Below are 13,096 nucleotides of genomic sequence, written 5' to 3' on the forward strand. Positions count from 1 at the left end.
TGCCCACCAACTCCCGATCATCACACCAGGACAAGGAGCGCCATGAGACGCGCAAAAATAGTCGCAACCCTCGGGCCGGCAACATCCAGCTATGAGAACCTCCGCGCGATCATCGACGCGGGGGTGGATGTCGCGAGGATGAACCTCAGCCACGGCGACTACAGCGTGCACGAAGCGGTCTACACCAACGTGCGCAAGGCAGCAGAGGATTCCGGCCGCGCGGTCGCCGTGCTGGTCGACCTGCAGGGACCGAAGATCCGACTCGGCAAGTTCGCCGACGGACCGCACCACCTCTCGGTGGGCGACATCTTCACCATCACCACCGACGAGATCCTCGGCAGCAAGGAGATCTGCGGCACCACGTTCAAGGGCCTTCCCGCCGACGTCCAGCCGGGCGACCCGCTGCTCATCGACGATGGCAAGGTCAAGCTCCGCGTTCTCTCGAGTGACGCCGTGTCGGTCACCACCGAGGTCGTCGTCGCCGGCAATGTATCGAACAACAAGGGCATCAACCTGCCCGGTGTCGCCGTCAACGTTCCCGCACTGTCGGAGAAAGACGAAGACGACCTGCGCTGGGGCCTCAAGCTCGGCGCCGACTACATCGCCCTGTCGTTCGTCCGCAGCGCCGACGACATCGTGCGCGTGCACGAGATCATGGAGGAAGAGGGCCGCAAGGTCCCCGTCATCGCCAAGATCGAGAAGCCGCAGGCGGTCGACAACCTCGAGGCCATCATCGACGCGTTCGACGGCATCATGGTCGCCCGCGGCGACCTCGGGGTCGAGCTGCCGCTCGAGGCGGTGCCGATCGTGCAGAAGCGCGCCATCGAGCTGTCCCGTCGCATGGCGAAGCCCGTCATCGTCGCGACGCAGATGCTCGAATCGATGATCTCGAGCCCGATCCCGACCCGCGCGGAGACCTCCGACGTCGCCAACGCGGTGCTCGACGGCGCAGACGCGGTCATGCTGAGCGGCGAGACCAGCGTCGGCGACTACCCGGTGATCACGGTGCAGACCATGGCCCGCATCGTCACCTCCACCGAGGAGCACGGCCTGGAGCGCATCCCCGAGCTCGGCACCAAGCCGCGCACCCAGGGCGGGGCGATCACCCTTGCCGCGGCCGAGGTCGCCGACTTCGTCGAAGCCCGCTACGTGTGCGTCTTCACCGAGTCCGGTGACTCGGCGCGCCGTATGTCGCGGCTGCGCTTCCGCATCCCGATGAAGGCGTTCACGCCAGACGCCGCCATCCGCCGCCGCATGGCCCTGACCTGGGGCATCGAGGCGTTCCTCGGCGAGCGGGTCACGCACACCGACGCGATGTACATCCAGGTCGACGACGTACTCCTCGACAACGGCCTGGCCGAGGTCGGGGACAAGGTCGTCGTCATCTCCGGGTCCCCTCCTGGAATCGCGGGCTCCACGAACGACCTGCGCGTGCACAAGGTCGGCGACGCCCGCAACGCCGTCGCGCCCGCCTACGCCGACCCCACGGGCGAGTAGCGCGAACGGGGAGCAGGGCAGCCGAGGGCCCACAGCCCACGGCACGGAAAGAGGGCCACACCGCGATCGCGGTGTGGCCCTCTTCGGTCGTTCTGGAGCTCGCGGGAAGCGTCGCCGTTACGGGCGCTGGTCCTTGAGCTCCTCGGGGATGCTGTTCTCCACCTGCGCGGCGGCGGCGAGGCGTGCCGCCTTGCCCTTCGCGCCGAAGTTCGACCGGGCGGCCTTGCTCAGCTCGAGGAGGATGGGCACGCCCGACAGCAGCACGATGCCGATGATGATGTACTCCGCGTAGTCCTGAACGAACTGGATCTGCCCGAGGAAGTACCCGATGAGCGTGAGGCCGACGCCCCAGGCGAACGCGCCGATGGCGTTGAACGTGATGAAGGTGCGGTACTTCATCTTGCCGATGCCCGCGGCGACGGGCACGAAGGCACGGAACACGGGGAGGAAGCGCGCGATGATCACGGCCTTGCCGCCGTACTTCACGAAGAACTCGTTGGTGCGATCGACATTGCTCGGGTTGAACAGGCGGCTCTTCTCCTTGGCGAACACCGCCGGTCCGGCCTTGCGACCGATGAAGTAGGCCACCTGGTCGCCGGCGAACGCGGCGATGAAGATGATGATGCAGGTCACCAGGATCGGGTAGGGGATGAACCCGGTGGCCGTGAGGAGGCCCACGGTGAACAGCAGCGAATCGCCGGGCAGGAAGCTGAGCACGATGAGCGCGGTCTCGACGAACACGATGGCGGCGACGCCGAGGAGTACGAACGGACCGAACCAGGTGATGAGCCACTCCGCGTCCAGGAAGTCCAAACCGAACAGGTGTGGGGTCATGCGAAATCCTCCGATTGATCGTCGCCGTATAAGCGGTGGCGCTCGGCGGGATTCCGGGTCTGGAGTGGATGCCGAACTGTGCCGGTGGTGGGACTCGAACCCACACGCCCTCTCGAGCAAAGCATTTTGAGTGCTCCGCGTCTGCCATTCCGCCACACCGGCGCACAGTAACGCCGTTCAGAATACCGTAGGCTTTGTCGCGTGGCAGACCAGGAAACCCAACCAGCACCCCGTCGCGTCGTCGTAGCCGAAGACGAGTCGCTGATCAGGCTCGACATCGTCGAGACCCTCCGCGACAACGGCTTCGAGGTGGTGGGGGAGGCCGGTGACGGCGAGACCGCCGTGGCACTCGCCACCGAGCTCCGCCCCGACCTGGTCATCATGGACGTCAAGATGCCCCTCCTCGACGGCATCTCCGCCGCAGAGCGCCTCACCAAGGCGCACATCGCGCCGGTCGTGCTGCTCACCGCGTTCAGCCAGAAGGAACTGGTCGAGCGGGCGAGCGAAGCGGGCGCCCTCGCCTACGTCGTCAAGCCGTTCACGCCGAACGACCTGCTGCCCGCGATCGAGATCGCGCTCAGCCGCTACACCCAGATCATCACCCTCGAGGCCGAGGTCGCCGACCTCGTCGAGCGCTTCGAGACCCGCAAGCTCGTCGACCGGGCCAAGGGCCTGCTCAACGAGAAGATGGGCTTCACCGAGCCCGAGGCGTTCCGCTGGATCCAGAAGGCATCGATGGACCGGCGCCTCACCATGCACGACGTCGCCCAGTCGATCGTCGACCAGCTCAGCGCCAAGAAGTAACAGGCGAAGAAGCGCTGTGCAGCGCTGGTAGGGCGCCGGAGCTAGCTGTCCTTCAAGAAGTTGGTCATGCGCACGGTCGAGAGCCGGCGGCCGGCCTCATCCCGGATCACGATCTCGTGCGTCGCGAGCGTGCGGCCCAGGTTGAGTGCGGTGCAGGTCGCGGTGACGGTTCCGGATGCCACGGACCGGCTGTGACTGGCGTTGATCTCGATACCGACGGCGATCCGTCCGGGACCCGCGTGAATCGCTGACGAGATCGAGCCGAGCGATTCCCCGAGCACCACGTGGGCACCCCCGTGCAGGATCCCCACCACCTGGGTGTTGCCGTCCACGGGCATCGTCGCGACCGACCGCTCGGCCGACAGCTCGATGAACTCGATCCCCATCTTCTGCGACAGGGCACCCCCACCGGAGGAGATGAGCCGCTCGTGCAGCTCGGGGTCGAGGTTCTCGGGAATGACGGTCATGGGGTTCCTTTGCGGTGCGGTGACGGTTTCCTGCGGAGCCCCGACCGGTCGGTACCCGGGGCCAGGGCTGTCGGTACCCGAGGCTAGGCTGGCTCCGTGCCGGACAACGAAAAGCCTACTCTGCTCATAATCGACGGTCATTCCCTGGCGTTCCGGGCGTTCTACGCCCTCCCTGTCGACAGCTTCTCGACCAGGGACGGCCAGCACACCAACGCGATCCACGGCTTCATCGCCATGCTGATCAACCTCCTGCAGAAGGAGAAGCCGACCCACCTCGGCGTCGCATTCGACATCTCCCGCTACTCGTTCCGCACGCGCGAATACCCGGAGTACAAGGGAACCCGCGACGTCACGCCGCCCGAGTTCATCGGCCAGATCCCGTTGCTCGAAGAGGCACTCCACGCGATGGGCATCACCACCATCACCAAGGAGGACTACGAGGCCGACGACATCCTCGCCACCCTCGCCACCCAGGGGGCCGAGCAGGGCTACCGGGTGCTCGTCGTCTCCGGCGACCGCGATGCGATCCAGATGGTGAACGACGACGTCACCCTGCTCTACCCCAATGCACGCGGCGTCTCCGAGCTCAAGCGGTACGACCGCGACGCCGTGTTCGAGCGCTACGGCATCGAACCGCACCAGTATCCCGACGTCGCCGCCCTCGTCGGGGAGACCAGCGACAACCTCATCGGCATCGACAAGGTCGGCGAGAAGACCGCCGTCAAGTGGATCAACCTGTACGGCAGCCTCGACGGCGTGCTCGAGCACGCGGGCGAGATCAAGGGCGTGGTCGGCGACAAGCTCCGCGAGCAGCAAGACCGCGCCGTGCGCAACCGCAAGCTCAACCACCTCATCTGCGATGTCGAGCTGTCTGCCACCCCCGCCGACCTCGAGCGTCGCCCCATTGACGAGACCGCGCTGCGGGCCGTGTTCGGTCGCCTGCAGTTCAAGACCCTCCTCGACCGGGTGCTCACCCTGTCCGGGTCGGCCGTCGATTCCGGCGACGCCGATGCGGTGCAGGATGCCGCGGCCGCCGCCATCCCGGGCGTCCGCACCCTCATCGACGAAGAGCTCGGCCACTGGCTCGCCACCGCGTCCGCCAACGGCCAGACCCCGCTGGCTGTCCGCATCGAGCGGGGGGCCGACGGCATCACGGGCTTCGGCATCGCATCGCAGACCGACTCCGCGTGGGTACCGTGGGCGCCTGGCCGCCCCGACTACACCGCACTCGAGGAGTGGCTCGCCGGCGACGCCCCCAAGATCTGCTACGACTCCAAGGCCGACATCAAGGCCCTCCGCGGGGTCGGCATCGAGATGGGCGGCATCGCATTCGACACCCGCATCGCCGCGTGGCTGCTCAAGCCGGGCTCCGGCGCGCAGGATCTCGTCAAGCAGGTCTACGACTTCCTCGGCCTCACCCTGCCTACGCCCGACCCCAACCAGCTCGTTCCAGACACCGACGAGATCAGCATCGCCACCGAGGCGTGGTACCTGCTGCAGGTCGCCGACTACCTCGCCGACAAGCTCGACGAGAGCTCCCGCCGGGTACTCGACACCATCGAATTGCCCATGGTTCCCGTGCTCGCCACGATGGAGCTCACCGGGGTCACCGTGAACGAGACCGTGCTCTCCCGCCTGTCTGGCGAGCTCGCAGCATCCGCCGCCGACCTCGCCGAGAAGGCATTCGCGGTCATCGGCCGCGAGGTCAACCTGGGGTCGCCCAAGCAGCTGCAGCAGGTGTTGTTCGACGAACTGCAGATGCCCAAGACGCGCGCGAACAAGACCGGATTCTCGACGGATGCCGCCTCCCTCGCCGACCTACAGGAGCAGAACCCACACCCCTTCCTCGACCTCCTGCTCAAGCACCGCGACGCCAGCAAGCTGCGCCAGATCATCGAGACCCTCGAGCGCGCGGTCGAGCCGGACCACCGCATCCACACGCGCTACGAGCAGACCGGCACGAGCACCGGGCGCATCTCGTCGACCGACCCGAACCTGCAGAACATCCCCATTCGCACCGAGGTGGGCCGCGAGATCCGCACCGCGTTCGAATACGGAGAGGGCTTCAGCACCCTGCTCACCGCCGACTACTCGCAGATCGAGATGCGCATCATGGCGCACCTCTCGGGTGACGCCGGGCTGATCACGGCCTTCAACGAGGGGGAGGACCTGCACCGGTTCGTCGGTGCGCGCATCTTCGGCGTGCAGCCGGCTGACGTGACCCCCGCGATGCGCAACAAGGTCAAGGCGATGTCGTACGGGCTGGCCTACGGCCTCAGCGCCTTCGGGCTGTCGAAGCAGCTGCGCATCGAGACCAACGAGGCGAAGCAGCTGATGACCGACTATTTCGCCAGGTTCGGGGCCGTGCGCGACTACCTGCGCAATGTGGTGGCGCAGGCCAAGATCGACGGGTACACCGAGACCATCTACGGTCGTCGCCGCCCGTTCGCCGATCTCAACTCGTCGAACCGGGTGCTGCGCGACAACGCCGAGCGCGCCGCGCTGAACGCGCCGATCCAGGGCTCTGCGGCCGACATCATGAAGTTCGCGATGATGGGTATCGCCACCGATCTCGCCGACCGGTCGCTCGCGTCCCGCATGCTGCTGCAGGTGCACGACGAGCTCGTGTTCGAGGTCGCCGACGGCGAACTCGACGAGGTCAGCGCGATCGTGCGGCACCGCATGGGCTCGGCCGCGACGCTCACCGTTCCGCTCGACGTGCAGCTCGGCACCGGGGCGAATTGGGATGCCGCCGCGCACTGAAACCCGCTGCCGTGCGCCAGAATGAACACGCGAAACCCAACACACGCGGCTGATCACGCAGTACTGGACGCCGCGGTACCGACCCCAGCACATCGACCCCAGCACACCGACCCCAGCACACCGACCACTCCGCACGACCTGACCAGCGGGAGATCCCATGCCTGAACGCTCTGTTGTCGTCGCCTCGGCGCTCGGCCTGCACGCCCGCCCGGCCGCGGTGTTCTCCCGGGCCGCAGCCTCGGTCCCGGTCGTGGTGACCGTCACCAACGCGGGGGGCCGCGGAGTTCCCGCCGCGAGCATCCTCGGCGTGCTCTCGCTCGGGGTGTCGCAGGGCGACGAGGTCACCCTGTCCGCCGAGGGCGACGGGGCAGACGCCGCGCTCGACTCCCTCGTCGAACTGCTCGGCCGCGAACTCGACGACGACGAGTGAGCACCGCAGACGGTACGGCGCCCCGCGGCAGCGCGCCTGACCCCACCGGCGCCGCCGCGACCGGCCCGGCCACGACCGGCCCCGCGCCCGGCACCGCACGCACCCCCTCCGCGGTCGACGCCATCGCCGAACAGTGGGTCACCACCCTCGCCGACCTCGACCCGACCGTCGCCACCTGGATCGGCATCCCCGGGCGGCACGACGAATACGCCGACCAGTCGCCCGAGGGACACGCGCGGATGATGGATGCGGCGCGCGCGACCATCGCGCAGCTCGACGCCGCGGCATCCATCGCCGACGCCGGCGGCGCAGCTCCCCTCGACGACGTCGACCGCATCACCGTGGCCGACCTGCGCGCCGACCTGCAGCTCAGCGTCGAGAGCAGCGAGGCCGGCCTGTACACGCGCGATCTTAACGTCATCGCGTCGCCGGCACAGAACCTCCGCGACATCCTCGACCTCATGCCCACCGCCACCGCCGACGACTGGTCCGACATCGCCGGGCGCCTGCGGTCGATGCCGACCGCGATCGACGGCTACATCGAGACCCTGCGCCTCGGTATCCGAGGCGGCACCACCCCCGCCCGCCGCCAGGTGGACGAGGTGCGCGCCCAGGCCGAGAAGCTGGCCGCCGCAGACGGATTCTTCCCGGGGTTCGTCGCCGACCCGACACTCGACGACGGCACCGGGGTGCCGCGATCGCTCGCCGCCGACCTCGAGGCGGGCGCCGCTGCATCCACCGCCGCCTATGGCACGCTCGCGGTATTCCTCGCCGACGAACTGATGCCGGCCGCGACCGACCACGACGCCGTCGGACGCGACGCCTACGCGCTGCACTCGCGCGGATTCCTCGGCGCGACCATCGACCTCGACGAAACTTACGAGTGGGGCATCGAGGAGCTCCGCCGCATGACCGACGAGCAGGAGGCCATCGCGCGCGCGATCAGCGGTGGCGGCTCGGTCGCCGACGCCATCCGCATCCTCGACACCGACCCGGCGCGCATGTTGCACGGCACCGACGAACTGCAGCGGTGGATGCAGCAGCTCAGCGACACCGCGGTGCGCGAGCTCGCGGGCACTCACTTCGACATCCCTGAGCCCCTCACCCACCTCGAGTGCCTCATCGCCCCGACGCAGGAGGGCGGCATCTACTACACCAGCCCCAGCGACGACTTCTCGCGGCCCGGGCGCATGTGGTGGTCGGTTCCGCCCGGCGTCACCGAGTTCGGCACCTGGCGCGAGGCCACCACGGTCTACCACGAGGGCATTCCGGGCCATCACCTGCAACTCGGGCAGGCCGTGTACAACCGGGCGAAGCTCAACACCTGGCGCCGGCAGCTCGCGGGAACCTCCGGCCACGCCGAGGGCTGGGCGCTCTATGCCGAGCGCCTCATGCAGGAGCTCGGCTACCTCGACGACCCGGGCGACCGCCTCGGCATGCTAGACGGGCAGCGCATGCGTGCCGCCCGCGTGGTGCTCGACATCGGCGTGCACCTCGGCAAGCCCCGCCTCGACGGCACCGGGAGCTGGGACTTCGACTACGCCTTCGAGTTCATGAAGGCGAACGTCAACATGAACGAGCCGTCCCTGCGGTTCGAGGTCAACCGGTACTTCGGCTGGCCGGGACAGGCGCCGTCATACAAGGTCGGGCAGCGCATCTGGGAGCAGCTGCGCGACGATGTGCGCGCGAGCCAGGGTGCGGCGTTCGACCCGCGCGAGTTCCACCGCCGCGCCCTCGACATCGGAGGCGTCGGGCTCGACACGCTGCGGGCGGCCCTGCGCGCATAGCGTCCGGTCGGGCGCGGGGCACGCCGGGCGGTCAGGCGAGTGGATGCCGGTCGCCAGGGTCACCCGGGGGCGCGTGCCTCAGTCGCGCAGGATCGCGCTGATGCGCGGCAGCACCGAATCGTCCTGCAGCGATGTCACGTCACCCGCGACATCGCCAGATACGGCCTCGACAAGCAGCCGGCGCATGATCTTGCCCGACCTGGTCTTCGGCAGGTCGGGCACCACGACCACGGTGCGCGGCTTCGCAATGGGACCGATGGCCACCGCAACGTGGGCGCGCAACTCGTCGGTCAGCTCGGCGCCCAGGCCGCGCCATCCATCGATATCGAGGTCTTCGATCGCGGTGGATCGCTCGGTCGGCCGGTTGCGAGACGGGATCACGAACGCGGCGATCGCCTGCCCGGTCGTCGCGTCGGGCACGCCCACGACGGCGGCCTCGGCGATGCCGGGATGCGACACCAGCGCCGATTCGATCTCGATCGTCGACAGCCGGTGGCCGGAGACGTTGATGACGTCGTCGATGCGGCCGAGCAGCCAGATGTACCCGTCGTCGTCGTACGCCGCGCCGTCGCCGGCGAGGAAGTAGCCGTGCGAGGCGAACCGGCTCCAGTACGCGTCGCGGTATCGCTCGGGGTTGCCCCATACCGTGCGGGCCATCGCGGGCCAGGTCTGGTCGATGACGAGGAACCCGCCGCCGCCCCGCGGCACCTCGACGCCATCGCCGTCGACGACCTTCGCCGACAGGCCGGGCAGCGACCGGGTGGCGCTGCCGGGCTTCAGGGTCGTCACGCCGGGCAGGGGAGCGACGATCGCGGCCCCCGTCTCCGACTGCCACCAGGTGTCGACGATCGGCGCGGTGCCGCCGCCGATGTTCTCGTGGAACCACACCCAGGCCTCGGGGTTGATGGCCTCGCCGACGGTGCCGAGCAGGCGGATGCTGCGGAGGTCGAATCGCGCCGGAACACCGTCGGGAAACCAGCTCATCAGCGTGCGGATCAGCGTCGGCGCCGTGTAGTAGGTCGTCACGCCGTAGCGCTCGATGATCTCGAAGTGCCGGGTGGGGGTCGGGGTGTTCGGAGTTCCCTCGTAGATGACCTGGGTCACGCCGTTCGAGAGCGGCCCGTAGATCTCGTAGGTATGCGCGGTCACCCACGCGAGGTCGGCGGTACACCAGTACACGTCACCCGGCTTCGAGTCGAACATCGCCCAGTGCGTCCACGACGTCTGCGTGAGGTATCCGCCCGAGGTGTGCACGAGCCCCTTCGGCTTACCCGTGGTCCCCGAGGTGTAGATGATGAAGAGTGGATGCTCGGCATCGAACGCCTGCGCGGCATGCTCGGGTGAGGCCGTGTCGACGACCTCGTGCCACCAGACATCGCGTCCGTCCGTCCACGGGATCTCCGGAGTGAGGTCGCCCGTGCGCTTCACCACGAGCACCGTCTCCACCGCCGGGTTGCCGTCGACCGCGTCATCCGCGATCCCCTTGACCGGCACCGCCGAACCGCGCCGGAACTGCCCGTCGGTGGTGACGAGCAGCTTCGCACCGGTGTCTTCCACGCGAAAGCGCAGCGCCTCGGCCGAGAACCCGCCGAAGACGAGGGAGTGCACCGCGCCGATGCGGGCGATGGCGAGGGTGATGATGATGGTCTCCGGAATGACCGGCAGGTAGACGACCACGCGGTCGCCCGCGACGATGCCGAGCGACTCAAGCGCGTTCGCGGCGCGGGAGACCTGGCGCTGCAGCTCGGCATAGGTGATCGAGCGGCGGTCGCCCGGCTCGCCCTCGAAGTGCAGCGCCACTCGCTCGCCGTCACCGGCGTCGACGTGCCGGTCGACGCAGTTCACCGCGACGTTGAGGCGCCCACCGAGGAACCACCCCGCCGCGGGAACGCTCAGGGTGCCGTCGGCGGCCTCGGTGGCGGGCGACCACTCGTGCGCGGTGTGCCACTGCCGGTCCCAGGCGAGCCGGCGGGCCTGCTCCTCCCAGAATGCGACGTGGCCGAGCTCCCGCGCACGGTCGAACGCTGACTCGTCGACGTTCGCTGCGGCGGCGAAGGCCGGCGTCGGGGGATAGGTTCGGTTCTCCGATTGCAGGCTGCTGATTCTCTCGTCCACGCATCTATAGTGTCGCCTTCCCCCGTCAGCGCTGAATCGGTCGCAACACGACGACACGTGCCGGGCGCGATCGGGAACATCGCCGCCCCCGGCCCTGTTGGCACTGTTGCTGGCCCGCTACCGGGGCAGCTAAGGTTGACTGTCAGCCTTGACACCAGAATCATTCATTCGCCAGAGGCAATCCCACTGATAGACGCCGCTGGCCCAACTATGTCCGTACCAGGAGCCACTACTACATGACAATCGCAACGACCGATAGGGCACCCAAGCAGGTCGCCATCAACGACATTGGATCTGCTGAAGACTTTCTCGCCGCGGTCGAAAAGACGCTGAAGTTTTTCAACGACGGAGACCTCATCGAGGGCATCGTCGTCAAGATCGACCGTGACGAGGTCCTCCTCGACGTCGGTTACAAGACCGAGGGTGTCATCCCCTCCCGCGAACTCTCCATCAAGCACGACGTCGACCCCACCGAGGTCGTCCAGGTCGGCGACAGCGTCGAGGCGCTGGTCCTCCAGAAGGAAGACAAAGAAGGCCGCCTCATCCTGTCGAAGAAGCGCGCGCAGTACGAGCGTGCGTGGGGCGATGTCGAGAAGATCAAGGAATCCGACGGAGTCGTGACCGGTTCGGTCATCGAGGTCGTCAAGGGTGGCCTCATCGTCGACATCGGCCTCCGTGGCTTCCTCCCGGCGTCTCTCATCGAGCTGCGTCGCGTGCGCGACCTCACGCCGTACCTCGGCCAGGAGATCGAGGCGAAGATCCTCGAGCTCGACAAGAACCGCAACAACGTGGTCCTGTCGCGCCGTGCGCTCCTCGAGCAGACCCAGTCCGCCAGCCGCACCACGTTCCTCAACGCCCTGGCCAAGGGCCAGGTCCGCAAGGGCGTCGTCTCCTCGATCGTCAACTTCGGTGCGTTCGTGGACCTCGGCGGCGTCGACGGACTCGTTCACGTCTCCGAGCTCAGCTGGAAGCACATCGAGCACGCATCCGAGGTCGTCGAGGTTGGCCAGGAGGTCACCGTCGAGATCCTCGAAGTCGACCTCGAGCGCGAGCGCGTCTCCCTGTCGCTCAAGGCGACGCAGGAAGACCCGTGGCAGGTATTCGCCCGCACCCACGCAATCGGACAGGTTGCACCGGGCAAGGTCACGAAGCTCGTCCCCTTCGGCGCGTTCGTTCGCGTTGCAGAGGGCATCGAGGGCCTCGTGCACATCTCCGAGCTGTCGGGAAAGCACGTCGAACTCGCCGAGCAGGTCGTCTCGGTCGGCGACGAGGTGTTCGTCAAGGTCATCGACATCGACCTCGAGCGTCGCCGCATCTCGCTGAGCCTCAAGCAGGCCAACGAGGGTGTCGACCCCGAGGGCACCGAGTTCGACCCGGCCCTCTACGGAATGCTCACCGAGTACGACGACCAGGGCAACTACAAGTACCCCGATGGCTTCGACCCGGAGACCAACGAGTGGAAAGAGGGCTTCGAGTCCCAGCGCGAGAAGTGGGAGCAGGACTACGCTGCCGCCCAGGGTCGCTGGGAAGCCCACAAGCTGCAGGTCGCCGCGTCGGCGAACGAGCCGCTCAAGGAGGTTGCCCCGGCAGCCGGTTCCACCTTCTCGAACGACGCTGACTCCGCCGGCACGCTGGCAGACGACGAGGCACTCGCTGCCCTGCGCGAGAAGCTCTCGAACAACTCCTAAGCAGTACCAGCAGTAACGGCAACGGCCGGGCCCCTCACGGGGTCCGGCCGTTCGTCGTTCGCGCGGGGCGAACAGCGGGGGAGCGCCCTACGTCGCGAGGGCGCGGCGGCGGGCCAGTCGGCGCACCAGCACGACGAAGCCGACGATCCCCACCGGGATGGCCAGCACGATCAGCACGGGCACGATCACGGCCAGCGCCGTGAGCGCGATGCTCGCCACATCCTCGACGACGCTGACCACCGGGGCTGCGACGCCAGCGGTCGCCATGTTGAGCAGTGGCCTGGTCGACATCTTCGCGAGGTGCACGATGAGGGCGATCACGACACCGGTCGCGATCGGCACCCATGCGTTCGAGCTGAAGAACTCGGCCGGGTCGCTGACCGCCAGGGTCTCCACGGTCGACCCCGACCCGAAGGCCAGCCCACCGGCGGTGGGGCGCACCAGGGTCTGGATCCAGTCGTTCACGGTATCGACGGCTGGGATCTTGTCGGCGACGAACTCGATGAGCAGCAGCACTCCCAGCGTGCCGAGCACCCACTCGTTCTCCAGCCACGCCCATGCCGACGGCAGGGACACGACGTCGAGGAACCGCGCGGCGAGCCCGAGCGCGAGCAGCGGGATGTAGGCGTTCAACCCGGCCGCCATGGCGAGCCCGGCTCCGGTCAGCAGTTCGAGCATGTGACGAACCTCCAGCTTCTGCCCTCGATCGTA

The 13,096-nt window shown here is 67.9% G+C and carries 10 protein-coding genes and 1 tRNA gene; 6 read left to right on the plus strand and 5 right to left on the minus strand.

Going from position 1 to position 13,096, the window contains the following annotated elements; all coding sequences use genetic code 11:
- Window positions 1–42 precede the first annotated feature (42 nt).
- Entirely contained in the window at window positions 43–1,497 is a 1,455-nt protein-coding gene (pyk, locus tag G5S38_RS03905; RefSeq protein ID WP_165064579.1) for a pyruvate kinase, read from the plus strand.
- Window positions 1,498–1,614: 117 nt separating this feature from the next.
- Here pyk and G5S38_RS03910 read toward each other — a convergent pair whose 3' ends face one another.
- Together G5S38_RS03910 and G5S38_RS03915 are read right to left on the minus strand one after the other, a co-directional pair.
- The gene (locus tag G5S38_RS03910) at window positions 1,615–2,331 is read right to left on the minus strand and encodes a DedA family protein (protein WP_165064582.1); all 717 of its coding nucleotides are present in this window, start codon (window positions 2,329–2,331) and stop codon (window positions 1,615–1,617) included.
- Window positions 2,332–2,410: 79 nt separating this feature from the next.
- A tRNA-Leu gene (locus G5S38_RS03915) sits at window positions 2,411–2,493 on the minus strand.
- Window positions 2,494–2,532: 39 nt separating this feature from the next.
- On the opposite strand from G5S38_RS03915, the gene G5S38_RS03920 reads away from it, so the two are divergent.
- On the plus strand, window positions 2,533–3,135 hold the full coding sequence (locus tag G5S38_RS03920) for an ANTAR domain-containing response regulator (protein ID WP_165064585.1): 603 nt from the start codon (window positions 2,533–2,535) through the stop codon (window positions 3,133–3,135).
- Between the two features lie 41 nt (window positions 3,136–3,176).
- Here G5S38_RS03920 and G5S38_RS03925 read toward each other — a convergent pair whose 3' ends face one another.
- On the minus strand, window positions 3,177–3,602 hold the full coding sequence (locus G5S38_RS03925) for a hotdog fold thioesterase (RefSeq protein ID WP_165064588.1): 426 nt from the start codon (window positions 3,600–3,602) through the stop codon (window positions 3,177–3,179).
- 96 nt (window positions 3,603–3,698) lie between these two features.
- Between G5S38_RS03925 and polA the strand changes: the two genes are divergently transcribed.
- The 3 genes from polA to G5S38_RS03940 all read left to right on the plus strand — a co-directional run bounded on the left by polA (window position 3,699) and on the right by G5S38_RS03940 (window position 8,582).
- On the plus strand, window positions 3,699–6,365 hold the full coding sequence (polA, locus tag G5S38_RS03930) for a DNA polymerase I (protein ID WP_165064591.1): 2,667 nt from the start codon (window positions 3,699–3,701) through the stop codon (window positions 6,363–6,365).
- 157 nt (window positions 6,366–6,522) lie between these two features.
- Window positions 6,523–6,795 carry an HPr family phosphocarrier protein gene (locus G5S38_RS03935; protein WP_165064594.1) on the plus strand — a complete coding sequence of 91 codons (273 nt, stop codon included), beginning with the start codon at window positions 6,523–6,525 and terminating at the stop codon, window positions 6,793–6,795.
- A 122-nt stretch (window positions 6,796–6,917) separates the two neighbouring features.
- A complete protein-coding gene (locus G5S38_RS03940; protein WP_165064752.1) occupies window positions 6,918–8,582 on the plus strand; it encodes a DUF885 domain-containing protein in 1,665 nt (554 codons plus the stop codon).
- Window positions 8,583–8,660: 78 nt separating this feature from the next.
- On the opposite strand, the gene acs is transcribed toward G5S38_RS03940, so the two are convergent.
- Window positions 8,661–10,697 carry an acetate--CoA ligase gene (gene acs / locus G5S38_RS03945; RefSeq protein WP_165064597.1) on the minus strand — a complete coding sequence of 679 codons (2,037 nt, stop codon included), beginning with the start codon at window positions 10,695–10,697 and terminating at the stop codon, window positions 8,661–8,663.
- Between the two features lie 236 nt (window positions 10,698–10,933).
- Between acs and rpsA the strand changes: the two genes are divergently transcribed.
- A complete protein-coding gene (gene rpsA, locus G5S38_RS03950; protein WP_165064601.1) occupies window positions 10,934–12,385 on the plus strand; it encodes a 30S ribosomal protein S1 in 1,452 nt (483 codons plus the stop codon).
- Between the two features lie 87 nt (window positions 12,386–12,472).
- Here rpsA and G5S38_RS03955 read toward each other — a convergent pair whose 3' ends face one another.
- Window positions 12,473–13,063: a DUF4126 domain-containing protein gene (locus G5S38_RS03955; RefSeq protein ID WP_165064604.1), complete on the minus strand. Its 591-nt coding sequence runs from the start codon at window positions 13,061–13,063 to the stop codon at window positions 12,473–12,475.
- Between the last annotated feature and the right edge of the window lie 33 nt (window positions 13,064–13,096).

The organism is Marisediminicola senii (assembly GCF_011057645.1).
In the GTDB taxonomy this organism is placed as follows: Bacteria; Actinomycetota; Actinomycetes; order Actinomycetales; family Microbacteriaceae; genus Marisediminicola; species Marisediminicola senii.

What these genes read in the sequence shown, in the direction of transcription:
- pyk (WP_165064579.1), top strand. Translation starts at nt 43, where the DNA reads ATGAGACGCGCAAAAATAGTCGCAACCCTCGGGCCGGCAACATCCAGC.
- G5S38_RS03935 (WP_165064594.1), top strand. Translation starts at nt 6,523, where the DNA reads ATGCCTGAACGCTCTGTTGTCGTCGCCTCGGCGCTCGGCCTGCACGCC.
- G5S38_RS03910 (WP_165064582.1), bottom strand. Translation starts at nt 2,331, where the DNA reads ATGACCCCACACCTGTTCGGTTTGGACTTCCTGGACGCGGAGTGGCTC.
- rpsA (WP_165064601.1), top strand. Translation starts at nt 10,934, where the DNA reads ATGACAATCGCAACGACCGATAGGGCACCCAAGCAGGTCGCCATCAAC.
- G5S38_RS03955 (WP_165064604.1), bottom strand. Translation starts at nt 13,063, where the DNA reads ATGCTCGAACTGCTGACCGGAGCCGGGCTCGCCATGGCGGCCGGGTTG.
- G5S38_RS03925 (WP_165064588.1), bottom strand. Translation starts at nt 3,602, where the DNA reads ATGACCGTCATTCCCGAGAACCTCGACCCCGAGCTGCACGAGCGGCTC.